Below are 23,363 nucleotides of genomic sequence, written 5' to 3' on the forward strand. Positions count from 1 at the left end.
CTCTCTCAGCGGGGCAGGTCGGCGTGGCGTTCGACGAACCGGGTGACCTCGGCCGGATCCTCGAACGGCAGCGGGTACACCAGCAGGCGGTCGACGCCCACGTCGGCGTAGCGGCGGGCCGCGTCGGCGTCCACCTCCACCGGGCCGAGCTGCATGAAGGTGATCTCCAGCCGGCCGAGCCGGGCCGGCCGCTCGACCTCGGTGGCGGCGCGGCGCAGCCCGGCGAGGTGCGTGACCAGCTCGTCGTACGTGCCGTTGCCGAACCATCCGTGGCCGCGCGACACGGCCCTGTGGAACGCTGCCGGGCTGTGGCCGCCGACCACGACCCTGACGCCGTCCGGCCGTACGGGCCGCGGGTGCGCGTCGACCTTCGCGAAGCTCACGTGGCGCCCCTGGTACGCGGGCGCGCCGTGGGTCCACAGCGCGGTCATCGCGTCGAGGTATTCATCGGTACGCGCGCCGCGCCCGGCCATGTCCACGCCGACCGCGGTCATCTCCGGTTCGAGGTATCCGGCGGCGACGCCGAGCAGGAGCCGCCCTCCGCTGAGCACGTCCAGGCTCGCGGCCTGCTTGGCGAGGACCACCGGGTTGCGCTGCGGCAGGATCAGGATGCCCGTCCCCAACTCGATCCGCTCGGTCACGGCCGCGACATAGGTCAGGTGCACGAGCGGATCGAGGATCGGGTCCGTCGGCTCCATCGGCGAGTCGGCCGTACGGGGACTGGGCAGGACCACGTGCTCGCCCGCCCACCAGGACGTGTAGCCCAGCGCCTCGGCGCGGCGCGCCAGCCAGAGCGTCTCCGCCGGGCCCATCGTCGCCTTCGCGTTCAGTCCATGCACACCGAGTTCCACGTACCTGCCGCCTTTGCGTTCGTCGGAGGCACCATCGTGGGCGCTGTTTCCGCACCCGTCCAAGACCGGCTGTAATAACCTCCGGTTATGGACGCTCACCTGCGCGACCTCCGTTATTTCGTGGCCGTGGCGGAAGAGCTCAGCTTCACGAAGGCGGCGGCCGAGCGGCTCTTCATCTCCCAGCCCGCGCTGAGCAAGCAGATCCGGCAGCTGGAGAGCGTCCTGCGGGTGCGGCTCTTCGACCGTGACCGCCGTACGGTCGCGCTGACGAAGGCGGGAGAGGCCCTGCTGCCCCGCGCCCGGAAGCTGCTCGCGCAGTGGGAGGAGACCCGGCGCGCGGTGACCGGGGCGGCGCGCGAGACGACGCTGACGGTCGGCTTCCAGACCCGCCCCGGCCGCGGGCTCATCCCCGGCGTCACCGCGCGGATGGTGGGGTGGAAGCTGCTGTTTCGGCAGGTCTCCTGGCGGGACGCGACGGCGGGGCTCGCCTCGTCGGAGGTCGACGTCGCGATCGCCTGGCTCCCGGTGCCGGATGACGGGCGGCTCGCCTGGCGGGTGGTCGCGACCGAGGAGCGCTGGGTGGCGTTGCCGGCGGGCCACCGCCTCGCCTCGCGCGCCGACGTCGCGCTCGCCGATCTCACCGACGAGCCGTTCATCGCGCTGCCGGCCGCCGCGGGTCCGCTGCGCGGCTTCTGGCTGGCCGCCGACGAGCGCGGGACCGCGCCGCGCGTGGTGGCCGAGGCCGAGACCGCGGAGGAGACGTTCGAGGCGGTCGCCTCGGGTCTGGGCGTGGCGCTGCTGGCCGCCGGCAACGCCGAGATCTACCGGCGCGACGACGTCGTCTTCCGCCCGGTCAGGGATTTGTCGCCGAGTTCGCTGGCGGTGGTCTGGCGTACGGACGACACGCGCCCGGCCATCCGGACCTTCGTCGAGGCGTGTTTCCGGTGCCTGTGCGCGAACACCGGGTAGCCTCGCCGGTTTCCACAGGCTGTGGATAAACTCTGTTGTCACACGCAGTGACCGGGGCCAGGTCATCGAACAGGGTGGGTGATGGACGCACGGGCTTCACGCCCGTGGACGGCGATGCCGGTGACTCGTCGCCTGCGGGCGATACGGACCTCGATGGACACCGCGGTGCGCTCGTTGCGGGTCGACTGCGGCGAGGTCCGCGAACTCGCCGAAGAACGGGGCGCCCTGCAGTACGTCGCGACTCTGGTCGCCCGGGGATCGCCGCCGTCAGTGATCTTCGAGGCGGCCGCGAGCGCGCTCGGCGGCCTGATCAGGGCCGACTACGTGGCGATCAACCGGCGCGAGGCCGACGGAATCATGTCGATCGTCGCGATCTGGCGCGCCCCCGGCACCCCCGACCCCGGTATGCCGTTCGGCGGGCGCTGGCCACTCGCCGAGGACACCGCCTCGGCCGAGGTCCTGCGGAACCGCCGGCCGGCCCGGCGCGCGAGCGCGGCGATCCGCAGCGACATCGGCGGGTGGCACCGAGAGCACGGCATCAGCTACGTCGTCGCCAGCCCGCTCGTCATCAACGACCGGCTGTGGGGGACCATGTCGGCCCTGTACCTCAGTGCCGACCCTCCGGATCCTGCCACGGAAGAACGCATGGGCAAGTTCGTCGAGCTGCTGAACTGCGCGATCACGCAGGCCACGACCCACGCCGAGCTGATCCACTCACGCGCCAGCCTCCTCACCAGCGTCGACGCCACACGGCATCGCATCGAGCGCGACCTGCACGACGGCGCACAGCAGCACCTGATCTCCCTGGCGCTCCGGCTCCGCGAGGCCGAGGAGGACGTGCCGCCGGACCTCCCCGGCCTCAGGGGCACGCTGTCCGCCACCGCCCAAGGCCTGGCGGGAGTTCTCGGCGAGCTCCAGGAGATCGCCGGCGGCCTCCGTCCGCCGGCGCTCGCCCGGCAGGGCCTGCGGACCGCGCTTCCGGCGCTCGTGTCGCGCTGCGCCGTACCCGTCGACCTCCACGTCGGCCTGGACCGCCGCCTGCCCGAAGAGCTCGAGGTGGCCCTCTACTACGTCGTCTCCGAGGCGCTGACGAACGTCCTCAAGCACGCGTACGCGACCGGGGTGCGTGTTGAGCTCGGCGAGGAGGACGCGAAGGTCCGCCTGGCGGTGCGCGACAACGGCGTCGGAGGGGCCGATCCCGCGCGCGGCTCGGGACTGAACGGTCTCCGCGACCGCGTCGCGGCGGTCGGCGGGAGCCTTCAGGTCGCCAGCCCGGCGGGACAGGGCACCACGCTGATTGTGACGATCCCCAACCGGCTGCCCGGATCCGGCCATATTCGACTCTAGATTGTCATGATCTCTTACCATCGGCAGTCATGCGACGATCAACCGGATTGGCCCTACTGCTCGCAGGAGGGGTGGTCGCCGCCTCCGGCGTCACCATCCCGGCTCAGGCCGAGGTCAGAGAGGCGCCGGCGCGCACAGCCGCCGGAGATCTCAAGACCGACCTCGACCAGATCCTGGCCGACGGCCGGCTGACCGGCGCGACCGCCGGCGTCACCGTGCGCGACGCCGGCACCGGCGCGGTGTTGTACACCCACAACGCGGACCAGCGGGTCGTCCCGGCGTCCAACAACAAGCTCGAGACGACCGCGGCGGCGTTCGGGATCCTCGGCACCGGCTACCGGTTCCGTACGGACGTCTCCACGCGGGGCGGAAGGCTCTACCTCCGAGGCACCGGCGACCCGACGCTGGACGCCGCGGCGTACGACAGGCTCGCCGCGGACGTCGCGGCCAAGGGCGTCAAAACGGTCAAGGGCGACCTGGTCGCCGACGACAGCTGGTTCGAGGGCCCGCGGCTCGGCCCGGACTGGGACCCGACCGACTTCCCGTACTACTACGCCGCCGAGATCTCCGCGCTGACCGTCACCTCGAACGCCGACCTCGACGTGGGCACGGTCCTCGTCGACGTCGTCCCGGGCGAGCCGGGGCAACAGCCGAAGGTCTCGGTCACGCCCGGCACCGGCGTGGTGACGATAGACAACAGGGCCACGACCGGTGCCGTCGGCTCGGCCTCCACCGTCTCGGTCGACCGTACGGTCGGCACCAACACGATCGTCGTCAGCGGTTCGATCCCGGCGGGCGTGAAGTTCGAGGACGAGGCGACGGTCCAGGACCCCGCCCTGTACGCGGCAGACGTCTTCCGGCGGGCGCTCAAGGCGCACGGTGTGACGGTCAAGGGCGACATCACGCACGGCACGACGCCCCGTGGCGCCAGGGTCGTCACGGCCCGGCGGTCGATCCCGCTGTCGCAGATCGCCGTCCCGTACCTCAAGCTGAGCAACAACATGATCGCCGAGATCCTCGTCAAGGAGATCGGGAAGAAGGTCACCGGGCACGGGAGCTGGACCGCCGGCCTGCCGGTGGTCGCCAAGTACCTCAAGACGCTCGGCGTGGACACCTCCCAGGTCAAGCAGACCGACGGCTCCGGCCTCGGGCACTCGAACTACACGACCGCCACGCAGATCAGCAACGTGCTGAAGGCCGTGCAGCGGAAGAGCTACTTCCCGGTCTTCTACGACGCGCTGCCGATCGCCGGGCAGCCGGACCGGTTCGTGGGCGGCACGCTCCGCTCACGCATGGGCGGTACGCCGGCCGCCGGCAACGTCCACGCCAAGACCGGAACGCTGACCGGGGTCAGCGCGCTGTCGGGCTACGTGAAGGACCCGGCCGGCCGGCGGCTGATCTTCTCGATCGTCTTCAACGGCTACAAGGGCGGCGCTCCGACCGACCTCCAGGACAAGATCGCGGTCCGGCTCGCCGGAGGGTCGACCGCGAGCGTGAGGTCCACGGCGCGCTCGTCCGGAGGCGTGCTCGAGTGCTCGTGGAGTGGTTCCTGCTGACCGTGTGAAGGGGCCGCCCCGGTTCCGTGGGGCGGCCCTCTCACGGCTCGGTGAGGATCTTCGGGCCGTCTTCGGTGACGGCGACGGTGTGCTCGAAGTGCGCGGCACGGCTGCCGTCCGCGGTGGCGATGGTCCAGCCGTCGGCGAGCGTACGGCCCTCGTCGCTGCCGCTCTCGATGAGCATCGGCTCGATCGCGATGACCAGTCCCTCGCGGATCCGCATCCCGCGCCCGGCTCTTCCGGTGTTGGCCACGTGCGGGTCCTCGTGCATGGCCGTGCCGATGCCGTGCCCACCGCAGCCGTCGAGCAGCCCGTACGGGCGGGCGGTCGTCTCGACGGCATGAGAGACGTCGCCGAGACGACCGCCGGGTACGGCCTTCGCGATGCCGGCCGTCAACGCCTCGCTCGTGATCTTCATCAGGCGCTCGGCGGCGTCGTCGACCCGGCCGACCGGCACGGTCACCGCGGCGTCGCCGTGGTAGCCGTCGACGATCGCGCCGCAGTCGATCGACAGGATGTCGCCGTCTTTCAGGACTCTCTCGCCGGGGATGCCGTGCACGACCGCGTCGTTGACCGAGAGGCACAGCACCGCCGGGTACGGGGTGGGCGCGGAGCGGGGGTGGTAGTCGAGGAACGAGGGCAGAGCGTCGTGTTCCTTGATGCAGGAGGCGCCGATCGCGTCAAGTTCGGCCAGGCTGATACCGGGTTCGACCGCGTCCGCGACCCGCCGCAGGGTGATGCCGACCACCCGCCCGGCCGCGCGCATACGGTCCAGTTCCGCCTGGTTCTTCAGAGTCACCATGGGTAGATTTTAATACCAGTCATATAATCTTCGCCATGGTGCGTTCACCGCTGACCGAAGACCAACGCGACCGCGGCCGTGCCCTGGGCCAGATCCTGCGCGCGGCCCGGGGGCCGCGCAGCGCGGCGTCCGTGGCCGCCGAGGCGGGCATCTCCCTGGACACCCTGCGCAAGATCGAACGCGGCGCGATCTCGGTGCCGGCGTTCTTCACGGTCGCCGCCCTGGCCGGGGCGCTCAGCCTCGACCTGACCGAGCTGTCCCGGCGGCTGCCGCTGCCTCCGGCCGACGGCTCCCGCCTGGCCGGCTGATGCCCGACTCGCGCGAGGTCCTGACGCGTCCTTCTGCGCCGCCGGACCTTACGTTCTCGTACGGGCCGTTGCCGGACCACGTCCTTGACGTACGACTGCCTCCGCGGCCGCCCGCGCCGCTGGTGGTGCTGATCCACGGGGGCTTCTGGCGCGCGGCGTACGACCGTACGCACACGGGGCCGCTGGCCTCTGCTCTGGCGTCCGCCGGTTTCGTCGTGGCGGTGCCGGAGTATCGCCGTACGGGGCAGCCTGGGGGAGGCTGGCCGGGCACGTTCGAGGATGTCGCCGCGGCGCTCGACGCGATACCCGGCCTGCTCGCTCCGTACTTCTCCGGGCCGCCGTCGCTGCTGGGCCATTCGGCCGGCGGCCACCTGGCGTTGTGGGCCGCGAGCCGTACGCCGGGCCTCAGGTCGGTCGTCTCCCTGGCCGGGTGCGTGGACCTGGCCTTGTGCAGCACCCTGTCTTTGGACGATGGCGCGACGGACCTGCTGATGGGCGGGAGCCCGGACACGGTGCCGGACCGGTACGCCCTCGCCGACCCGGCGTCCTTGCCCACGCCGGCGGCGTCGGTACTGCTGCTCCACGGCACCGCCGACGACCGCGTACCGGTCGCCGTGAGCCGCTCCTACGCCGCGCGTACGGGTGTGCCGCTGGTGGAACTCCCGGACGCGGGGCACTTCGCCCTGATCGACCCGTTGTCAGCGGCCTGGCCGTCAGTGCTGGAGGCCGTTCAGAGGTAGCCGCCAGCCGGGTGATGCCTGGGCAGGAGGTGCCCCGACGTGTCCTGACGTTCGTTGCCAGCCGGTCTTCCGCTCGTCAGCGGTAGTTCGTGAACTGAAGCGCGACGTCGAGGTCCTTGCCCTTGAGCAGGGTGATGACGGTCTGCAGCTCGTCCTTCTTCTTGGAGCTGACCCGCAACTCGTCCCCCTGGATCTGAGCCCGCACGCCCTTGGGCCCTTCCTCTCGGATGATCTTGCCGATCTTCTTGGCGTCCTCCTGGGAGATCCCCTCCTTGAGCGCCACGGAAAGCTTGTAGATCTTCCCGGACGGCTTGGGCTCGCCGGCGTCGATGGCCTTGAGCGAAACACTCCGCTTGACGAGCTTGTCCTTCAGCACGTCGAGCGCGGCGTTGGCCCGCTCCTCGCTGTTGGCCTGAACCTCGATCCCGTCCCCGGCCCACCGGATCCCAGCGTCGATGTTCCGAAAGTCGAACCGGTTAGCGATCTCCTTGGCCGCCTGGTTGAGCGCGTTGTCCACCTCCTGCCGGTCGAGTTTCGAGACGATGTCGAACGATGATTCACCCAAAGGACCACTCTATTCTTCTCGTTTTTTCGGCGTCCACGTCTGGCTCCCAGACCGGCGTAATCACGATCCTCGGCGGGGTCCGCACCCCGGTCCGGAAGACCATCACGTGACGTATGAGCGTAGCGAGCAGATCACGTTTCCGCCCGACGGCGATCGTGTCCCACTCATCGAGCAGCGTACGGATCACAGGCAAATGGTCGGCGCTGTTCGCTTCCTCCTCTTCACTGGCGGTCTCCAGCGCCGCCTCGATCTCTTTGCGTTCGTCGAGGAGCTCCTGGCGGGTGCTGGCGTAGATCGCGTCCGGCATGTCCGGGTCCAGCGCCCGCTCCTTCACGAGCCGTCCGAGAGCCTTGTCGATGCGCTGTAGGTCCCGGCCGAGCCGCTCACGGTCAGTCCGCGCGGTGACCTTCACGGCGGCGCGCGCCTCAGTGACACGGGCCTGCTCGTCAATGTCGTCAGCCCACGTCGCGAGCCGCGCGCGCACGGCCTCCTCGACCTGTTTGCGCTGCACCCACACGCCGACGCAGCCGCGCCCGTCGTACGCCCACTTGCAGATATACCCGTACCCGGTCTGCCCGTGTTTGTTCGCCGAGGACAGGGCGTGCTGCGGTACCCCATTCTCGCCGCCGTGCCCACACCGCATCAGCCCCGACAGCGGGTACACGGGGCTGACCGTACGGGACGGGAGGCGCCGCTGCTTCCTGCGTCGCGCGAGGTACGCCTCCCACGTCTCCATCGTGATGACGGGTTTGTGCGCACCCGGCAGGTACTCGACGTTCTGGCAGCGGCCGGGCTGCTTACACCGGCAGTCACGCCGGTGGATCCGCAGCAACCCGGCCGCGAACCCGCTGTCCAGATAGCCGAAGAGGCTCTGCATGGTCCACGTGCCGCCGCGGACCGTTTTGACGCCGCCCCAGTTCAGGAGCTTGACCAACGCGCCGCCCGCGTGCCCGCCGACGTACCCGACGTACAGGCCCGCGAGGAGCCGACCGTCCCGCTCGTGCGGTTCGTACCGCTCGCCCAGTGGATCGTGGACGTCGAGGATGAACGAGTTCGGCCTCCCCGGGTTCGGGATACGCCCCTTACGGACGTAACCGAACCTGGGAGTCCCCTGGGCTGGGAGCTTCATCTCCTCGCGGCGGTGCCGCAGCGCGTCGATCCACCCCTCGGACGCGCGGTCGCTCTCGAACGCCGCGACCTCCGCGAGCATGCCTCGCGCGAAACGCCCCGCCGCCGTTCTGGCATCGATCTCCTCGGTCGCGGACACCAGATCCCCGCCGACCGACTCGACCCGGTCCAGGTTGACGGCCCAGCCGAGACGCTGCCGGCCGAAGCGCGAGAACTTCCAGACGATGATCTCTTTGGCCTCGCCGGCCTCCACGGCCGAGATCGCCCGCTGGATTCTCCGGCGGAAGTTCCGGCCCGACTTGTCCAGGTCGATGATCCACATGACGATCCGCCGGTTGTTCCGCGCGGCCCAGTCGGTGATCGACGCCTTCTGCAGCTCCGGGGAGATCATCTCCTCGCGCGCGGTCGACACGCGGATGTAGCCGATTGCGGGGATCGGCTCATCCGGCAGTGCGGCGAGCTGCCGTGCCGCGCTCAGCGTCTGCGGGGGCATAGCACTCCTAGTCTCACCCCGATGTCGATGTGAAGGCGGATCACCGCCAGGTCCAGGCGCACCCCGCACACCGTCGTCGGTGTGGCCGGCGGCGGCGCGTGAACTTCCCCTGGCGCATCCCCCGGTACGCCTCCGTGTATCGGCAGCCGCGGCCTCCGATGCCGTGGGGAAGGCGACGTGGCCGGACGGTGCGCGACCGGCATGGTCGAGTAGCGGGGCGCGGGTGTCGTCTCATCACCGGGGCGGTCGGGTCTCGGTGATCCGGCCGGCGGAGAAGCCGGCGGGTGGCGGGCCGGAGGTGCGCTCGCGGTGGGCGGCCGCGGCGTCCTCGCCTCCGGACGGTCGTATCCGTCGTGGGAGTTCCGGAGCAGGTCGTCGGCGACGAGCCCGGCGGCGAGCACGACCACCGCGGTGGCGATCGCGGCGACGGCGGCCGCGGCGGGCGGATGCTTCCGCGCCGCACGCTTGGTGCTGTCCAGGCCGAGCAGCGGCAGCGCGAGCAGCCCACGACGCCGGCGACGGTCACGGCTGTAGGCCCGCAGGGCCTCCCGTGTCGCAGTCTTCGCCTCCTCCTCGGTGAGGGAGGAATTGACCACGATGGTGACGTCGTCGCCGGGCTCTTCCCTGAGTAGCCAGTCGAGGTCTTCCGGCAGGTCTTCCCGGCGCCGCTCCGGGAGAGCGCTCATCGTTCCCCCTTCGCGAAGCCGATGACCGCACTCCAGACCGCGAGCTCCCGTGCCGCGTCAGGTGTGCTCTTCGCGCGTACCCCGGCCCACACCGGCCGGCCGTCGATGACGAGCCGTACGGCCTGCCGCGGGCCGTGCAGCGCGTGCGTCAGCTCAGCCGGCATCGGTTCGGCCGGGATGTCGTGGCCCGGCCATGTCGCAGCGAGCAGGGTCTTGGCCGTGGCCAGCTCGGCGGCCTGTGCCTGCGCGTTCAGTTCGAGTTCGGCGATTCGTCTCCGCAGCATGTCGACGTCATCGTCGTGTCGCATATGTGTGGGTTCCACCCGGTGCGCCCCTCTCCCCATGGGTGAATCCCTCCCCGGTACTTCGATGACGCACCAAATCCCGGTTTCGTGCACGTCATTCACATTTTTGTGATCAGCCCGTTACGCGTTACGCACGCGCTTGGCGTGCGGCGTCGCTACGGACGTGGCCGTCCCGGATCATCCGGACGGCGATGATCGCCGCGCGGCGCTCCTCCTCGGTCAGGAGATCGATCTCCCAGATCGCCTGGAGCGCGGGGTCGTCGTACTCCAGGGCCGGCACGGGAGCGTTGCTCCTCGTCTTGACCTGGATCACGGTTGGGCGATCGCCGGCCATGACGAGGTCGACGCCGCCGGATTCCCAGCCGGCCATGTACTCGATCGCGCGTGAGACCGGTCGCGACGGTGGATAGTCGCCGCGCCGGACGGCTCGGAGGGTCTCCGTCGTGAGCTTGTACCCGGCGGCTTTCGCCTGCTCGACCCAGGTCTTCCAATTCAGGCCTGGCGTCTCGTCGAGTATCGCGGTCAGTGCGTCGTCAAGACGCTTCGCGGCGTCACGTTGTGCGGCCTCGGTCTGTTCGGCCTGGCTGCGGGCTGTCATCGCTGGCTGCCTTCCTGGCGGTCTAACGCAGAATAACGCAGACCGACGCAGATGCTAGGCCCAAGTTGTGAAATCGCGTTAGACGCCTGGTCGGACTCTCCGGTTCCCTCTGATCCTTTGTTGTTCTCTGCGTTGTTCTGCGTTAGTCTCCGCTACATGACGCAGAACGACGCCGAGGAGCGCAGCCCCATGCAGGGCCGCCGGATCAACTTGGGACTGAGCCTGCGCGCCCTGTCCGTTGCGTGCAGCCAGGCGGGCGGCCCGATCTCCGACAGTCAGCTGTCGAAGATCGAGCGGGGCGTTTGCGTACCCCGCCCGAGCGCAAGACGCGCAATCACGCAGGTCTTGGGCCTCGACCCGGTAACCGGTGACGAGCCCGCACGCATCGGCGGCAAGTCATGACGACCTACGCGCAGGCCATCGCCGACGCCGCCCAGGTACTCGCGGACGCCCGCGCGCACCGCGACTCCCTCACCCCTGAGCAGGCCGCCGCCGAGGCGTACGTGCCCGGCGGGATGCCCGTCGAGGAGATCGCCGCGCTCATCCGCCGACACCGCGCCGAAGCCCGCGGGCTCGTCGCCGCCTAACCCCTCTCGCACGTCCGCCGGCCCCGGCCGGCGGCACCCAGGCCCAGATTCCCTAGCAGAAAGGCCCGGGTTTCATGAAGAGCACCACCCCCGAGTCCGTGACGGCGAACGTCGACCAGGCCGTCGTCGTGCAGCTGCTCGCCGCACGCTGGCCCGTCGGCACCCGCGTCCGCCACAAGCACAGCCTGTGGACCGGCGTCGTCGCTCCCGGCGACCCGGCCGACTGTCCCGGCGTCTACGCCGGCGACGCGCCCGCGCACGCCTACCTGCCCGCCGAGCAGCGCGACCCCGGCCTCGTGTGCGTCCTGTGGGACCACCCGAACAGCCAGCGCGACGCCGCCGAGCGGCGCCCGCACCGCGGCCCGTGGCCGCACCCGGAGGTCGGTCTGGCCTGGATGCGGCCCGGTGTCCTCCGCGTCGCCCGCGAACGCGAGGTGCGGGCCGCATGAGCGACGAGGAGAAGCTGGCGCGTCCCGAAGAGGCCGAGCAGATCATCGCGGACCTCTTCTCCGTAGAAAGGAAAGGCCTCGCCTCCGGTCATCTCACCAAGGGCGAAGTGGAGATCTTGTTCGCGATCCGCGCGCTGCTCCGTGATCGGCTCGGCGAACGCGGAGGCAACGACGGCGACATTGACCTGAAGTGGCTCGGCCAGATCCAACTCGAGCACGGCGTCCGCCTGGTCAAGGCCGAGCTGAAGCCGGTCCGGCACACCGCGCCGATCGTCCGCCTCCACGCGGACGGCACCGAGTGCAACCACAAGATCAGCCCGTCCGGTCAGCCGCGGCCCGGGCAGGGCTGCCCCGGTCCCCCCACCTACAGCGCGACGTGCAAGGCCACCGGCTGCGGCTGGGAGAGCACGGCCGGGATCCGGGCGATCGTCGAGGACGCCAAGCGCACCCACCTGCACGCCAACCCGGCGGCCACCCGATGACCGCACCAATCGCCGAGCCTCCCGCCGTGCCGGAGTGGGCCGAGAAGACCATGCGCGCCCTCGGCGACGCGACGGCAGCTGGCCGAGGCCAGCTCACCACCGCTGAAGAGCAGCTGCTCGACGCCGCGTGGCTGTTGCTCCGCGATCGTCTCGGCCTGAGCCTGTGCACCGACGTACCCGGCGCTGTCCAGCTCGCAGTGAAACTCGCGTTCGACGACCTCGGCATTGACCCCCGCAAGGCGGTCGGCCGATGAGCCTCCACCACACCTACTTCGGCCACCAGCCACTCAACGGTCACCATCCGGACTGCGTCGCCGCCGGCCCCACCGGCAACGGCGGCTGGGAAGCGGCTATCGCGATCGACGAGATCCCCTTCGTCGACCCGAAGACCGGCGACCGCGGATACCGGCGAGAGTGCGGCCTGCGGCTGCTGTGCCGCTCCTGCGGCGCCGTGATCCAACTGCACGCCGACGACGCGGACGCCCTCCACTACACGAACGTCACGGAACTCGGCTACGGGTCGAAGCCGGAGCGCTGCGCCGGGATGTGGCTGCACCCCGGCGCGCCGCTCCTGCCCGGCGAAGGCCCCTACGACTACTACGTCACCGACAGCCCGCACCCGCCCGCCGACGAGTCGCAGGTCGCGGGCGTCATCTCCCGCTTCGTGACGAAGCGCGGCGCCAAGCAGTGGCTCGCCGCGTACGGCCAGCGCCAGGGCGGCGGGGCGATCAGCCGCACCGACGAGCACTTCAAGACGAAGGCCGCCGCCGTGAAGTGGATCACCGCCACGCGCGCGGCCGCGGAGTCGACCCCTGACAGCGGAACGGCCTCCGGTGATCCCGCACCGGAGGCCGCCGACCAGGCGCACATCAACCCGTGAAGGAGCCGAGCGCCATGACCACTGAGCCTACCGACCAGACCAACGCGACCACCGAGGCGGCGCCGTCCACGTGGATGAGCGACGCGACCGTCGCCGGCCTCCAAGAGAAGTACGTCGACCTGATCAACGCCGCCAAGGATCAGGACAAGGCGATCCAGGACATCCGGACGGACGTCCTCGCCGCGGAGGTGAAGCTGCAGGCGGCCAAAGAGCGGGCGGCCAGCACCCGCAAGGAGATCGAGGAGACGAAGATCCTCCTCGCCATCGCGGAAGGCCGCGCGCCCCGCCCCAACCCGGACGCGATCCGCGCGGACAAGATGAACCTCAGCTTCGGGGCGCTCCGCCTCGCCGGACTGCCCGACGGTGCGACCCGGGACGACCACCTCGAACACGCGGCGCTGATGCGGCAGGTCATCGCCGCCGCCCTCGACATCGCGGACCGCGCGGACCAGGGCGCCGAGACCGCGCCGCGCCGCCGGTGGACGCCCGACGCCGTCAACCCGGACGGCAGCACGGCCGTGACGATGAAGCGGGCCTGCAACGGCTGCGGCAACCTCGTCGGCGACGTCACCGAAGGGGAGCTCAACGCCTCCGTCGAGGGCCGGCCGCTCCCCGACGTCCGCGACGAATGCAGCCGCTGCAGCCCGACCGCCGGGCAGCCGGCCGCCACCAACGGCACCGCGCCGCTCACCCCGCAGACCGAGACCCCCGCCGTCGAGCCGGACCTGCCGCGGGACGTCGTCGCCGGGGACCCGCTGGCCATCCCCGCGAACCGGTTCCCCGGGATCGTTCCCGCGCCGACCCGCACTGACCTGCCCACCCCGGCCGAGGACGGCGGCGAAGCCAAGTGAACGCGCTCCTGGCCGTCTTCCACGACCTGCCCGCCGCCGTCGGCAGCGCCCTCCACGACCTGCCCGCGGCGGTGGGCGACACCGTCCGCGACCTCACCGACTGGGCCTGCGGCGCCGACACCCCCAAGGAGAACCGGTGAAGCTGTACCTCGCCGGGCCGATGCGCGCCTACCCCGAGTTCAACCACCCCGCGTTCCGCAAGGCCACCGCGCTGCTCCGCGCCGACGGGCACGAAGTGTTCTCCCCGGCCGAACACGACGAGGTCGGCGGGTTCGACTTCACCGGCATGGCCGGGACGCCAGAGGACCTCGACGCGCAGGGCTTCGACCTCCGCGTCGCCCTGGCCGACGACCTCGTGTGGATCTGCGGCCACGCGGAAGGACTGGTCGTCCTGCCCGGCTGGCAGACGTCCCTCGGCGCCACCGCCGAGGTCGCCACCGCCCGCGCCCTGAGCCTGCCCGTCTGGCCCCTCGCGGAGTTCGTCCTCTACGGCGACACCGGACGGTGCATCGCTGCGGGAGCCGCCCTGTGATCGCCGCCGTCATCTCCGCCGTCGCCGACCTGCCGACCTGCCGCCTCATCGCGATCGGCTGCTGCATCGGCGCGCTCCTCGGCGCCCTCACCACGAAGGCAGGCGCCTGATGCCCAAGATCGAATACGTCCCCCGGACGTTCTCCAACGGCAGCCTCGCGATCATCCGCCAAGCCGAGGAGATCTGCGAGGACTACGCCCGCCAGGGCTACGACCTCACGCTCCGGCAGCTGTACTACCAATTCGTCGCCCGCGACCTGCTCGCCAACAAGCAGACCGAGTACAAGCGCCTCGGCTCGATCATCAACGACGCCCGCCTCGCCGGCCTGCTCGACTGGAACTACATCGTCGACCGCACCCGGAACCTGCGCGGCCTGTCCCACTGGAACTCACCCGACCAGATCATCCGCAGCTCGGCGCGCGGCTACCTCACCGACCGGTGGGCCGACCAGAAGCACAGGGTCGAGGTCTGGATCGAAAAGGACGCCCTCGTCGGTGTGATCAGCGGCGTCTGCAACCGTCACGACTACTTCTCATGCCGCGGCTACACCTCCCAGTCGGAACTGTGGAGCGCCGCCCAGCGGCTGCGGACGTATGAGGACCGCGGCCAGAAGCCGATCGTGATCCACCTCGGCGACCACGACCCCAGCGGCATCGACATGACCCGCGACATCGCGGACCGGCTGGCGCTCTTCGACGCGAACGTCAAGGTCATCCGGATCGCGCTGAACATGGACCAGGTCGAGGAGTACACGCCGCCGCCGAACCCGGCGAAGCTCACCGACTCGCGCTCGACCAGCTATATCAGCCGGTTCGGCTACTCCAGCTGGGAGCTCGACGCGCTCGACCCGGCCACGCTCGACGCGCTGATCAGTAACGAGATCACCGGCTGGCGTAACGAACGCCGGTGGGACCGCGCCACAGCCGCGATGGAGAAGGAACGGTCGCTGCTGACCGCCGTCTCCAACCGTTGGAACGAGGTCCGTGCGTTCGTCCAGGACGGCGCCGAGTGACGGCCCGCCAACGCGGCACCGTCGCCGTGATCAGCATCTGGCTCCTCCTCGCGCTCTTCGCCGGCGTGGTCGCCGCGCACGGCGCCAAGAAGGGCCAGGACCCGACGCCGGTTCTCGGGGTGCTGTTCCTCGGCTGGCTGTTCGTGACGCCGCACGCGCTGCTCCTCAAGCGCCCCCGCCGCACGAACCGGGAGGGCAGCCGATGATCCTCGCCCTGCTCCTCGGCGGCGCCCTGGCCGTCGTCCTCGCCGCCCTCGGCGCGGTCTGGGCCGGGCTCCGCCCGCCCGCCGGCGAGCAGGGCGAGGCCGGCCGCCTCCACCACACCCCCACCTGCACCTGCATCCGCGAGCCGGAAGGGGCGCCAGCGTGAAGACCAAGACGATCCCCGCGCACGGCACGCGGAAGCGCTACCTGCGCGGCCCGGACATCGACGACCAGCCCGGCAAGAGCTGCCGCTGTGATGACTGCCGCGCCGCGAACACCCGCGGCCAGAACCGGTACCGCCTCGCCACCGGATCAGGCCGCCGCCGGCTCCGGGTCGACGCGGAACCGGTCCGGCAGCACGTCCGCGCCCTGCAGGAAGCCGGCCTGTCCTACCAGCGCGTGGCCCAGCTCGCCGGCGTCGACCGGCAGGTCATAGGCCGCCTCCTGTACGGCAGGCCCAGCTCCGGCGAAGCACCGACGAAAAGCATGGGCGCCGCCGGCGCGAAAGCGATCCTGGCGGTGACGGTCACACAGCTCCCCCCGCACGGCTGGGTCCCCGGGATCGGCACGCAGCGCCGGCTCCGCGCCCTGTCCGCGATCGGCTGGTCCGTCTCCCAGCTCGCCGACAGGTTCAACCCGGGCACGACGAAGCATCCACTCACGACGCTGATGGCAGCCGGCCCCGACCGGCGGGTCACCGTCGCGACCGCCCGCCGCGTCCGCGACATCTACGACGAACTGTGGAACGTCGACCCCGTCACCGCCGGTGCGATTCCCGGCCTGGCCCAGCTCGTCCGCGATCGCGCCGCCGCCAAGGGCTGGGTGCCGCCCCAAGCGTGGGACGACGACACCATCGACGATCCCGCCGCCCAGCCGGACCTCGGAGACCAGACCACCCGCGCCGCCGCGCTGTTCGAGGACAGCGAAGAGCTCCTCGGCGAAGGCTTCACCCTCGCCCAGGCCGCAGAGCGTCTCGGCGTCGCCAAGAACACCCTGCAGGCCGCGCGTGACCGCGCGAAGAGGAAGGCGGTCGCCGCATGAGCAAGTCCAAGGACATCGGTACGCGCGCGGAGACCGCCGTCGTCCGCTTCCTCCGCGCGCACGGTTTCCCGCAGGCGGAGCGGCGCGCGCTCGCCGGCGTACACGACCTCGGCGACATCATCGGCACGGTCGGCATCTGCTGGGAAGTGAAGGCCCGCAACCGGCCCGTGACCGACGGGCAGATCAACGCGTGGCTGGCCGAGACCGAGACCGAGCGGATCAACTCCGGCGCCGACATCGGCGTCCTGGTCGTACGCCGGCCGGGTGTCGGTGAAGCCAACGCGGGCCGCTGGTGGACGGCCATGCGCCTCGACCAACTCGGCGAGATCGTCGCCTGGAGCCTCGCCAAAACGCTCGGCGAGCAGGCCGGGCCCTTCTCGCTTCTCGACCCCGCGCCCGTCCGGATGCTGCTCGCCGACGCTGTGCAGCTCATCCGCACCGCCGGATACGGCGACCCCATCGAAGCCGGGGGAGCCGATGCGTGATGTCCGGATGGGAGACCAGGGCCAGATGCCGGGGCATGGACCCCGAACTGTTCTTCCCCATCGGCGCGCCACCGGCCTCGACGCTCGCGGTCTGCCGGTCCCTGTGCCCGGTCCGCGAGGACTGCCTCGACGAGGCGCTCGCCCAGGGCCACCACGGCGTCTGGGGCGGCACCACCAGCGGCGAACGACGCAGCATGCGCCGGTCCGTTCTCCTCTCCCTCACCTCCCGCGCGGCCCCGGAGGTCACCCCCATGCCTGAACCGAAGTCCTACGCCAGCGAGATCACCGAGGCGCTCCTCGACGGCCGGACCGTCAAGGACGTCGCGCAGGCGTACGACCGGCCCCGCCAGCAGATCACCGCACTCATCAGCCGTACGGACGGCTGGAGCCTCGACCCGCACACCGACACGGTCGTCATCGGCAGCCAGCACGACGAGCCCGCGGCCAGCGCCGACGTCGACCTGTCCAGCCACGACCAGCCCGACGAAGACGACGACTTCGACCTGACCGGCCTGGAGAGGCTGCTCCACCGCGCTGAGCAGTCCGAGACCGCAGCGACCCGGACCGCGGCCGAGAAGGCCCGGACTGCCGTCGACGACCTCCGCGAGCGGGTCCGGACCGAGGCGGCCGAGGCGCAGATCCGCGACGAGATCAGCGCGCTGGAGGAGAAGCTCGCGGCCGCGCGGTCGCAGCTGAAAGAGATCCGGCCCGGGAAGGCCACCGCGCGGCGCGCACCCGGCGATGGGCCGACGTCGAAGGAGGTCCGTGCCTGGGCGGCTGAGAAGGGCATCGAGTGCTCGCCGATCGGCCGCGTACCGCAGGCCATCGTCGACATGTACCTCGCCGCGAAGGCGAGTGCGTGATGGGGGAGCCGCACCCGCTCGTGGCTGAGCTCGTCGACGAGCGTCACCGCCAGTCCCTCACCCAGGAGGCCGTGGCCGCGCGGGCCGGCCTCACCCAGGGTTGCGTGTCCGGTATCGAGACCGGCCGTGACGCGCGTCTGTCCACGTTCCTCAGCCACGTCGACGCCCTCGGCTACGAGCTCACCCTCGTCCGTAAGGCGGGCGCCGATGCCTGAGGACCTGTGCACGCACTGGATCAGCGGCGAGTCCCGCCGCTGCCTCGCGCCCGGCACCCGCATGTACCTGCTCGGGCGGCGCTGCCCCGCACACACGCCCGCGGCGCTCGCCGGCCGCCCCGAACCGGGCCAGGGCGCGTACTGCGCGCCGGGCCGCTGCCTCTGCGGCGACGACACCTGCCCCGCATACGCGACGTACGCGCTCCGCGACCGGTACGCCACGGCCGCCGACTCCTGGGCTGCGGTCGACGCCCGCGCCATCGCGTCCGGGAAACGCCGCTCCAGCCCCGCCCAGTACGCCGCGGCGAAGACCACCGTCGGCGAGCAACACGACCGAGACGCACGACTCAGGAGGACCGCATGAACAGCCCGTTGACCCCCGTAGAGCGGACCCTCCTGCGCGAGCTCCGCGGCGTGCGGATGCCCTGCGCCCCCGGCTGCCCGTGCGAGGACCTGGAACGCGGGCTCGCCGATCAGCTCCGGCAGCAGCACCCCGACGTCGACGACGTGACGATCGCCCGCATCGTCCTCACCGTCGCCTGCCACGTCAGCACGGCCGTGGCCGTGCACGGCCTGACCGGTCCCGGCGCCGGCGGGCTCACGGCCCGCGTCGCCGTCGAACTCGCGTCGTTCGAACTCGACCACCCGGCAGACGAACCCGGTACCGGCAAGACGTGAGGACGCGACCTTAACGCCCGCCACCTGATGCAGTGCCGACCAGCGACAACGGAGAACGGATGACCACGAACAACGACACCGCGGCCAGCCCGCCGGCGAAAACCGTCGACCTCGACGACATCGCCGGGCTGATCGAAGCCGACCGGCTCCTCACCGCCGAAATCAACCGGCTCGAAGAGGCTCACAAAGCGCTGCTCGCCGAACTCGTCACCGCCCGCGACGACACCCGCGAGCAGATCCAGCGGCGGATGGGCAACGCGACCGAAGCCCGCGTCAACGGGCGGGCGGTTGTCACCTGGAAGTGGAGCAAGCCCGGCAGCCACCTCGACCAGAAAGCCCTCGGCAAGGACAACCCCGAGCTCGTCAAGCGGTACACCGTGCCGTCGAAGGCGGCACGCAAGTACGTCCTCCTCGACCCGGAAGAGGCGAACCGTGGCTGACCCCATGACCTTCGCCCGAAGCTTCCGTCTCCGGCTCCCCGGCGGCCGTCAGCTCGACGGCGCCGAGTTCCCGTCCGCCCGCGTCGTGGTTCTGGACGATCCAGAGCGCGGCTTCGCCACCGTGGCCACCTCCATCGACGAAGCGGTGAAGGAATACCAGGGCGCGGTCGTCGAGTGGCCCGGAGGAGAGGGCCTGCGCGAGCAGCTGCACGATGCGCTCACCCAGGAGCACTACCGCCGCGCACACGAACGCATCGAAGCGTCACCCGAGGACCACTGCGCGGCGTTCACCGACGTCGCCCTCGCGGTCCCCGCCATCCAGGAACTGCAGCAGGCGTACGCCGAGCTGGCGCGGCTGCGCGCGGGCGAAGCCGACGACCCTGGGCCCGAGCACAGCATGCCGACGCCCGCGCAGTGGATCCGCCGGTGGAACGACGCCACGGCCGAGCGGCGCCTGGAGGTCATCACCGGCATCCTCCGCGAGCTCGACCGCGCAACCCGCTGCGTTGAGATGGACCACGACAACCGCCTCGCGGAAGCCGAACTGGTCGCCCGGCGCCTCGCCGACGCGCCGACCCGCTGGGCGTACAACCAGGCGTGCGCGGCGCTGTGGAAGCACCGCCGTCGGGCCGACGTCGCCGAGGCCGCCAACGCCCGCGTGCACGCCGCCGTCCGGGCCGTCGTCGCTCACGTCCGCGCGACTACCAACGAGCCTAGCGAACTCCTCAACACGCAGCTGCTCCTAGACGCCGTCGCGACCGCGCTCCTCCCGGCCGATGGGCTCACCTCGGCCCCGCCGGCCGGACCCGACCTGACCGACGGCGACGTGAAGTTCCTCGCGGACCTCGTCGGCGGCACCGGCGACTTCGTCTGGGGCGACCTCGCACGCCACCACGGCATGGACGGCAGCGACGTCGAGCGGCTCTTCCGGAAGCTCACCGGCCGCACCGACCCTCCCCCCGCCGCAGCCGCCGTCCGTGAGGGCTGCGTCGACCACATGCCCACCCCCAACCCTGAGTGCGAGGCCTGCACCCGATGACCTTCCGCGCATTCCTCCGGGACCTCAGCCGGGCGACCTTCCACCGCCCCACGCCGACCGAGACGCAGTACCAGTGGGACCTCGTCCAGGCCCACCGCGAAGCCGAGGCAGCCCGCGCAGAGGCCGCGACCCTGCGGCAGCAACTCGACCGGCTCCGCGAACCCGTCGCGATCGACCTCATCGAGTCCCAGACCCGCATCGACCAGGCCGCCACCGAACTCCACCTCATCGCCGAGGGCGGCCCGGACCGCTGGCGAATGAGCATCCCGCCGAGGCCCGGCCACGACAGCGAACTCGTCATCGGCACCGGCCTCCGCGAAGGCGACCAGCTCGTCCGCGAGGTCGGCCGGCTCCGCGACCTCGTCATCGAGATCCTCGGCCGCTTCGACGAGCCCTGTCGCCGTACGGGCTGGATCGGCGAGAAGCAGATCACCGCCTGGCGGCTCGCCGCCGGCCCCGCCACGTACGCCCGCGGCGGCGTCATCCCCACGGCGGTGCGCGATGCCTGAGGCGTTTCAGCCGGGCCGGTACGACATCACCCTCAAGGGCGCGCGGCTGGACCGCGAGCTACTCGTGAACGGGACCGACACCCGGATCCTTGATGTCACCTGCCAGACGAACACCGGGCACCTCATCACGTTCGACAAGAACTCGGTGAAGGTCGAGCCGCATACGAAGCCGGACCCGGAGTTCCCCGCGACCAAGGCGGGCGGCCACTCCCTGGTCGTCGAGTACGGCGACTGCGAGCTGTACGGCACCTGCCAGTGCGGCAAGAGCCTCGGGTCGATCCGGCCGAACCACTCCATCGACACGACCCTCGCACAGCGCTGGGAGCGCCACATCATGACGGAGGTACCGCGATGAAGTACCGCGTCCTGTCCGCCGCCGCCGTCATCACGGCCGCCGTCGCGCTCGTGCTCGCGGGTTGCGGCTCCGGTGGTGCAGCCGGGGAACCCAACGGGAACCCGACCGCGCCGTTCACCAGCGCCGACAGCAGTCAGGACCTCACGGTCGTGCACGTCAAGGTCGACGGCGGACCCCCGGTCACGTGCGTGATCTACGACGGCTACCGCGCCGGGGGCTTGTCGTGTGACTGGGGTGCCCGATGAGCGCACCCGAGATCGAGTACGGGGAGTTCTGGCTGCCCGGCGGCAGCGACGCCCACCCCGACAACCCCCTCGCCGTCTGCGGCCGCTGCGGCGCGATCGTCCTCGACGCCACCGCGCACAGCCGCTGGCACCAGGCGCCGGCGCTGACCACCGACTGGTGTGAGCAGTGCGGCGACGTGATCGTCCTGCTCGCCGGCGTGTGGGTGCACGCGAACATCCTGGCCCCCGACCACCAGCCCGTCGCCCCACAGCCGACCGGGCCGGAGCCCAAGCAATTCGAGGTCTGGGAGTTCGACGACGGTGAGATCGGCCGGTTCTCCTGGGGCAAGGACCCGAACGGAAATCTGTCGCTGGCCGCCTCCACCGACGGGCCGGGATGGTGCATCTGGGAGGCCTGGCGCGGCGAGGCCAACGAGCGCACGCCCGTACGGAAGATCCGGGACACCACGCCTCGGCCAGGCGAGGTCAGCAGATGACCGCGCCGACGTTCACCCAGCCCGAGGCCGGCGGCACGCAGCTCGGCCAGCCCGGCGCCGACGGCGACGACGCCATCGCCGGGGAGCTGAAGCACATCATCCTCGACGCCTCCCGCAACGCCCCCCGGTCCCGGCAGTCCTCGATCGGCCCGTCCGAGATCGGCGCCGCGTGCGACCGGCGCCTCGCCTACAAGATCCTCGACTGGGACAAGGCCAACACCGGCGGCGACCCACTCGCCTCCATCCTCGGCACCGGCTACCACAACTGGGCCGAAGCAGCGTTCTCCCGGCCCGAGCTCGGCGGCCGGTGGCTCGTCGAACAGCGCCTCACCATCGCACCGCCGCTCATCCCCGGCGGTTCCTGCGACCTGTACGACACCCTCCACGACCGCGTCATCGACTGGAAAGTCGTCGGCGACTCCATGATCCGCAAGTACAAGGCGGAGGGACCACGCCGCGAGTACCGCGTCCAAGGCCACACCTACGGCCTCGGCTGGGAACTCGCCGGCTACCGCCCCAAGGAAGTCGTCCTCGCCGTCCTGCCCCGCACCGGCTACCTATCCGGCATGTGGATCTGGCGCGAGCCGTACGACCGGCAGATCGCCCTCGACGCCATCGCCCGGATCTACGCCATCCGCGACCTCATCGTCGCCATCGACCCCGAGGCGAACCCCCCGATGTGGGAGCTCATCCCCGCCGTCCCGAGCTTCGGGTGCAAGTGGTGCCCGTGGTTCAAACCCGCCTCCACCGACCTGGGCGCCGGCTGCCCCGGCAACGTCCCGCCCAAGACCCGCACCCGCACCAACGCGGCCAAGGCCGCATAGAAACAGGAGAACAACGCATGTCCACACCGTTCAACCAGCCGTCCTCCGGGGACTGGTTCAAGCCCGCCGAGGCCCACGGGCACCTCATCCTCATCACCAAGGTCCACCAGATCGGCGAGAAGTACGACAGCCTCGCCAGCGCCGACAAGCCGCACGCGGTCTTCGACATGGTCGACCTCAACAGCCCGAACCCCGTCCTGCAGCAGCACGTCAACGACACCCACCCCGGGATCGTCGGCAAGCTCGGCAAGGCCCTGAGGACCGGCGAAATGGTCCTGGGCCGCATCACGCAGGCGCCGGGCAAGGGCGACAACCTGGCGTGGGTCCTCGGCCCGTACGCGCCAGGCGACGAGCAGTACGGCACGGCGTGGCTGAACGCGAACCCGCTGAACAACTTCGGTCAGCCCGCCGGCCAGCAGCAGAACCGGCCCGCGCCCGCCCCGGCACCCCAGGCGCAGCAGCAGGCGCCCCAGCAGTACGCGCAGGGCCCGCAGCAGCAGTACCCGCCCCAGGGCATGCCGCAGCAGTACGCCCCGCAGCCGGCCCCCGCGCCCGCGGCCGCGCCGCCCCAGCAGTACGCGCCGCAGGCACCGCAGCCCCAGTACGGGCCGCCGCAGCAGGCCGCCGCCCCGGCACCCCAGCCGCAGCAGTACGCCCAGCAGCAGCCCCAGCCCGCGCCGCCGGCCACCGCACCACAGATGGACCTCAACAACCCCACGCCCGAGGTCCAGGCGCTCCTGCAGAAGATCGCCCAGGGCGGCGGGCAGCTCCCGCCCGCGCCGCCGCAGGGCGCCTGACCCCCACCCACCAGGGGCGGGCCGCACTTCCCCGGCGGCCCGCCCCGCCAC

The 23,363-nt window shown here is 71.2% G+C and carries 38 protein-coding genes and 1 pseudogene; 32 read left to right on the forward strand and 7 right to left on the reverse strand.

Annotated elements, in window-relative coordinates; all coding sequences use genetic code 11:
• Nucleotides 1–5: 5 nt before the first annotated feature.
• Nucleotides 6–839 (reverse strand): TIGR03619 family F420-dependent LLM class oxidoreductase, encoded by an 834-nt coding sequence (locus QWU11_RS25780; RefSeq protein ID WP_290116982.1) that lies wholly within the window; start codon nt 837–839, stop codon nt 6–8.
• 99 nt (nt 840–938) lie between these two features.
• On the opposite strand from QWU11_RS25780, the gene QWU11_RS25785 reads away from it, so the two are divergent.
• The 3 genes from QWU11_RS25785 (at nt 939) to dacB (ending at nt 4,723) form a co-directional block, all read left to right on the forward strand.
• Nucleotides 939–1,820: a LysR substrate-binding domain-containing protein gene (locus QWU11_RS25785; protein ID WP_290116983.1), complete on the forward strand. Its 882-nt coding sequence runs from the start codon at nt 939–941 to the stop codon at nt 1,818–1,820.
• Between the two features lie 114 nt (nt 1,821–1,934).
• Nucleotides 1,935–3,167, forward strand: a complete 1,233-nt coding sequence (locus QWU11_RS25790) for a sensor histidine kinase (RefSeq protein ID WP_290116984.1) — start codon at nt 1,935–1,937, stop codon at nt 3,165–3,167.
• Nucleotides 3,168–3,196: 29 nt separating this feature from the next.
• Nucleotides 3,197–4,723 (forward strand): D-alanyl-D-alanine carboxypeptidase/D-alanyl-D-alanine-endopeptidase, encoded by a 1,527-nt coding sequence (gene dacB / locus QWU11_RS25795; RefSeq protein ID WP_290116985.1) that lies wholly within the window; start codon nt 3,197–3,199, stop codon nt 4,721–4,723.
• A gap of 40 nt (nt 4,724–4,763) precedes the next feature.
• Here dacB and map read toward each other — a convergent pair whose 3' ends face one another.
• Nucleotides 4,764–5,525 carry a type I methionyl aminopeptidase gene (map, locus tag QWU11_RS25800; protein WP_290116986.1) on the reverse strand — a complete coding sequence of 254 codons (762 nt, stop codon included), beginning with the start codon at nt 5,523–5,525 and terminating at the stop codon, nt 4,764–4,766.
• Nucleotides 5,526–5,560: 35 nt separating this feature from the next.
• On the opposite strand from map, the gene QWU11_RS25805 reads away from it, so the two are divergent.
• The gene (locus QWU11_RS25805) at nt 5,561–5,833 is read left to right on the forward strand and encodes a helix-turn-helix transcriptional regulator (RefSeq protein WP_290116987.1); all 273 of its coding nucleotides are present in this window, start codon (nt 5,561–5,563) and stop codon (nt 5,831–5,833) included.
• On the forward strand, nt 5,833–6,573 hold the full coding sequence (locus tag QWU11_RS25810; RefSeq protein ID WP_290116988.1) for an alpha/beta fold hydrolase: 741 nt from the start codon (nt 5,833–5,835) through the stop codon (nt 6,571–6,573). The genes QWU11_RS25805 and QWU11_RS25810 overlap by 1 nt, the downstream gene beginning before the upstream one ends.
• 76 nt (nt 6,574–6,649) lie before the next feature.
• Here QWU11_RS25810 and QWU11_RS25815 read toward each other — a convergent pair whose 3' ends face one another.
• The 5 genes from QWU11_RS25815 to QWU11_RS25835 all read right to left on the reverse strand — a co-directional run bounded on the left by QWU11_RS25815 (nt 6,650) and on the right by QWU11_RS25835 (nt 10,348).
• The gene (locus tag QWU11_RS25815; protein WP_290116989.1) at nt 6,650–7,138 is read right to left on the reverse strand and encodes a YajQ family cyclic di-GMP-binding protein; all 489 of its coding nucleotides are present in this window, start codon (nt 7,136–7,138) and stop codon (nt 6,650–6,652) included.
• Nucleotides 7,131–8,759, reverse strand: a complete 1,629-nt coding sequence (locus QWU11_RS25820; RefSeq protein WP_290116990.1) for a recombinase family protein — start codon at nt 8,757–8,759, stop codon at nt 7,131–7,133. Before QWU11_RS25820 ends, QWU11_RS25815 begins: the two co-directional genes overlap by 8 nt.
• Nucleotides 8,741–9,445 carry a hypothetical protein gene (locus QWU11_RS25825; RefSeq protein WP_290116991.1) on the reverse strand — a complete coding sequence of 235 codons (705 nt, stop codon included), beginning with the start codon at nt 9,443–9,445 and terminating at the stop codon, nt 8,741–8,743. Before QWU11_RS25825 ends, QWU11_RS25820 begins: the two co-directional genes overlap by 19 nt.
• Nucleotides 9,442–9,753 (reverse strand): hypothetical protein, encoded by a 312-nt coding sequence (locus tag QWU11_RS25830; protein ID WP_290116992.1) that lies wholly within the window; start codon nt 9,751–9,753, stop codon nt 9,442–9,444. Before QWU11_RS25830 ends, QWU11_RS25825 begins: the two co-directional genes overlap by 4 nt.
• Before the next feature lie 124 nt (nt 9,754–9,877).
• A complete protein-coding gene (locus QWU11_RS25835; RefSeq protein ID WP_290116993.1) occupies nt 9,878–10,348 on the reverse strand; it encodes a hypothetical protein in 471 nt (156 codons plus the stop codon).
• 156 nt (nt 10,349–10,504) lie between these two features.
• Between QWU11_RS25835 and QWU11_RS25840 the strand changes: the two genes are divergently transcribed.
• The 27 genes and pseudogenes from QWU11_RS25840 (at nt 10,505) to QWU11_RS25970 (ending at nt 23,312) form a co-directional block, all read left to right on the forward strand.
• On the forward strand, nt 10,505–10,750 hold the full coding sequence (locus QWU11_RS25840; protein ID WP_290116994.1) for a helix-turn-helix transcriptional regulator: 246 nt from the start codon (nt 10,505–10,507) through the stop codon (nt 10,748–10,750).
• Nucleotides 10,747–10,935, forward strand: a complete 189-nt coding sequence (locus QWU11_RS25845) for a hypothetical protein (protein WP_290116995.1) — start codon at nt 10,747–10,749, stop codon at nt 10,933–10,935. Before QWU11_RS25840 ends, QWU11_RS25845 begins: the two co-directional genes overlap by 4 nt.
• Before the next feature lie 74 nt (nt 10,936–11,009).
• Complete coding sequence (locus QWU11_RS25850; RefSeq protein WP_290116996.1) at nt 11,010–11,384, forward strand: hypothetical protein; 375 nt, start codon at nt 11,010–11,012, stop codon at nt 11,382–11,384.
• Nucleotides 11,381–11,866: a hypothetical protein gene (locus tag QWU11_RS25855; protein WP_290116997.1), complete on the forward strand. Its 486-nt coding sequence runs from the start codon at nt 11,381–11,383 to the stop codon at nt 11,864–11,866. The genes QWU11_RS25850 and QWU11_RS25855 overlap by 4 nt, the downstream gene beginning before the upstream one ends.
• Before the next feature lie 26 nt (nt 11,867–11,892).
• On the forward strand, nt 11,893–12,120 hold the full coding sequence (locus QWU11_RS25860) for a hypothetical protein (RefSeq protein ID WP_290116998.1): 228 nt from the start codon (nt 11,893–11,895) through the stop codon (nt 12,118–12,120).
• Nucleotides 12,117–12,746 carry a hypothetical protein gene (locus QWU11_RS25865; protein ID WP_290116999.1) on the forward strand — a complete coding sequence of 210 codons (630 nt, stop codon included), beginning with the start codon at nt 12,117–12,119 and terminating at the stop codon, nt 12,744–12,746. The genes QWU11_RS25860 and QWU11_RS25865 overlap by 4 nt, the downstream gene beginning before the upstream one ends.
• A gap of 14 nt (nt 12,747–12,760) precedes the next feature.
• The gene (locus QWU11_RS25870; protein ID WP_290117000.1) at nt 12,761–13,597 is read left to right on the forward strand and encodes a hypothetical protein; all 837 of its coding nucleotides are present in this window, start codon (nt 12,761–12,763) and stop codon (nt 13,595–13,597) included.
• Nucleotides 13,594–13,737: a hypothetical protein gene (locus tag QWU11_RS25875; RefSeq protein ID WP_290117001.1), complete on the forward strand. Its 144-nt coding sequence runs from the start codon at nt 13,594–13,596 to the stop codon at nt 13,735–13,737. The genes QWU11_RS25870 and QWU11_RS25875 overlap by 4 nt, the downstream gene beginning before the upstream one ends.
• Entirely contained in the window at nt 13,734–14,129 is a 396-nt protein-coding gene (locus tag QWU11_RS25880; protein WP_290117002.1) for a DUF4406 domain-containing protein, read from the forward strand. The genes QWU11_RS25875 and QWU11_RS25880 overlap by 4 nt, the downstream gene beginning before the upstream one ends.
• A 109-nt stretch (nt 14,130–14,238) precedes the next feature.
• Complete coding sequence (locus QWU11_RS25885) at nt 14,239–15,141, forward strand: hypothetical protein (protein ID WP_290117003.1); 903 nt, start codon at nt 14,239–14,241, stop codon at nt 15,139–15,141.
• On the forward strand, nt 15,138–15,347 hold the full coding sequence (locus QWU11_RS25890; protein ID WP_290117004.1) for a hypothetical protein: 210 nt from the start codon (nt 15,138–15,140) through the stop codon (nt 15,345–15,347). The genes QWU11_RS25885 and QWU11_RS25890 overlap by 4 nt, the downstream gene beginning before the upstream one ends.
• Complete coding sequence (locus tag QWU11_RS25895) at nt 15,344–15,511, forward strand: hypothetical protein (RefSeq protein WP_290117005.1); 168 nt, start codon at nt 15,344–15,346, stop codon at nt 15,509–15,511. The genes QWU11_RS25890 and QWU11_RS25895 overlap by 4 nt, the downstream gene beginning before the upstream one ends.
• Nucleotides 15,508–16,386 (forward strand): hypothetical protein, encoded by an 879-nt coding sequence (locus tag QWU11_RS25900; RefSeq protein WP_290117006.1) that lies wholly within the window; start codon nt 15,508–15,510, stop codon nt 16,384–16,386. The genes QWU11_RS25895 and QWU11_RS25900 overlap by 4 nt, the downstream gene beginning before the upstream one ends.
• Nucleotides 16,383–16,871, forward strand: coding sequence for a hypothetical protein (locus tag QWU11_RS25905; RefSeq protein WP_290117007.1), 489 nt, complete (start codon nt 16,383–16,385; stop codon nt 16,869–16,871). The genes QWU11_RS25900 and QWU11_RS25905 overlap by 4 nt, the downstream gene beginning before the upstream one ends.
• Nucleotides 16,871–17,083, forward strand: a pseudogene (locus tag QWU11_RS25910) (WhiB family transcriptional regulator); the annotation flags it as partial. The gene QWU11_RS25905 and the pseudogene QWU11_RS25910, both read left to right, overlap by 1 nt.
• Before the next feature lie 39 nt (nt 17,084–17,122).
• A complete protein-coding gene (locus QWU11_RS25915) occupies nt 17,123–17,734 on the forward strand; it encodes a histone-like nucleoid-structuring protein Lsr2 (RefSeq protein WP_290117099.1) in 612 nt (203 codons plus the stop codon).
• Between the two features lie 20 nt (nt 17,735–17,754).
• Nucleotides 17,755–17,949, forward strand: a complete 195-nt coding sequence (locus QWU11_RS25920; RefSeq protein ID WP_290117008.1) for a helix-turn-helix domain-containing protein — start codon at nt 17,755–17,757, stop codon at nt 17,947–17,949.
• Complete coding sequence (locus QWU11_RS25925; RefSeq protein ID WP_290117009.1) at nt 17,942–18,313, forward strand: hypothetical protein; 372 nt, start codon at nt 17,942–17,944, stop codon at nt 18,311–18,313. Before QWU11_RS25920 ends, QWU11_RS25925 begins: the two co-directional genes overlap by 8 nt.
• Nucleotides 18,310–18,627, forward strand: coding sequence for a hypothetical protein (locus tag QWU11_RS25930; RefSeq protein ID WP_290117010.1), 318 nt, complete (start codon nt 18,310–18,312; stop codon nt 18,625–18,627). The genes QWU11_RS25925 and QWU11_RS25930 overlap by 4 nt, the downstream gene beginning before the upstream one ends.
• A 59-nt stretch (nt 18,628–18,686) precedes the next feature.
• Entirely contained in the window at nt 18,687–19,067 is a 381-nt protein-coding gene (locus tag QWU11_RS25935) for a hypothetical protein (protein ID WP_290117011.1), read from the forward strand.
• The gene (locus QWU11_RS25940; RefSeq protein ID WP_290117012.1) at nt 19,060–20,106 is read left to right on the forward strand and encodes a hypothetical protein; all 1,047 of its coding nucleotides are present in this window, start codon (nt 19,060–19,062) and stop codon (nt 20,104–20,106) included. The genes QWU11_RS25935 and QWU11_RS25940 overlap by 8 nt, the downstream gene beginning before the upstream one ends.
• Nucleotides 20,103–20,615, forward strand: coding sequence for a hypothetical protein (locus QWU11_RS25945; protein ID WP_290117013.1), 513 nt, complete (start codon nt 20,103–20,105; stop codon nt 20,613–20,615). Before QWU11_RS25940 ends, QWU11_RS25945 begins: the two co-directional genes overlap by 4 nt.
• A complete protein-coding gene (locus QWU11_RS25950) occupies nt 20,608–20,970 on the forward strand; it encodes a hypothetical protein (protein ID WP_290117014.1) in 363 nt (120 codons plus the stop codon). Before QWU11_RS25945 ends, QWU11_RS25950 begins: the two co-directional genes overlap by 8 nt.
• Entirely contained in the window at nt 20,967–21,215 is a 249-nt protein-coding gene (locus QWU11_RS25955; protein ID WP_290117015.1) for a hypothetical protein, read from the forward strand. The genes QWU11_RS25950 and QWU11_RS25955 overlap by 4 nt, the downstream gene beginning before the upstream one ends.
• A complete protein-coding gene (locus QWU11_RS25960; RefSeq protein WP_290117016.1) occupies nt 21,212–21,691 on the forward strand; it encodes a hypothetical protein in 480 nt (159 codons plus the stop codon). The genes QWU11_RS25955 and QWU11_RS25960 overlap by 4 nt, the downstream gene beginning before the upstream one ends.
• Nucleotides 21,688–22,515, forward strand: a complete 828-nt coding sequence (locus QWU11_RS25965) for a hypothetical protein (protein WP_290117017.1) — start codon at nt 21,688–21,690, stop codon at nt 22,513–22,515. Before QWU11_RS25960 ends, QWU11_RS25965 begins: the two co-directional genes overlap by 4 nt.
• Before the next feature lie 17 nt (nt 22,516–22,532).
• On the forward strand, nt 22,533–23,312 hold the full coding sequence (locus QWU11_RS25970) for a hypothetical protein (RefSeq protein ID WP_290117018.1): 780 nt from the start codon (nt 22,533–22,535) through the stop codon (nt 23,310–23,312).
• Nucleotides 23,313–23,363: the final 51 nt, after the last annotated feature.

The sequence above is a fragment of the Actinomadura sp. DC4 genome, assembly GCF_030406325.1.
GTDB lineage: Bacteria > Actinomycetota > Actinomycetes > Streptosporangiales > Streptosporangiaceae > Actinoallomurus.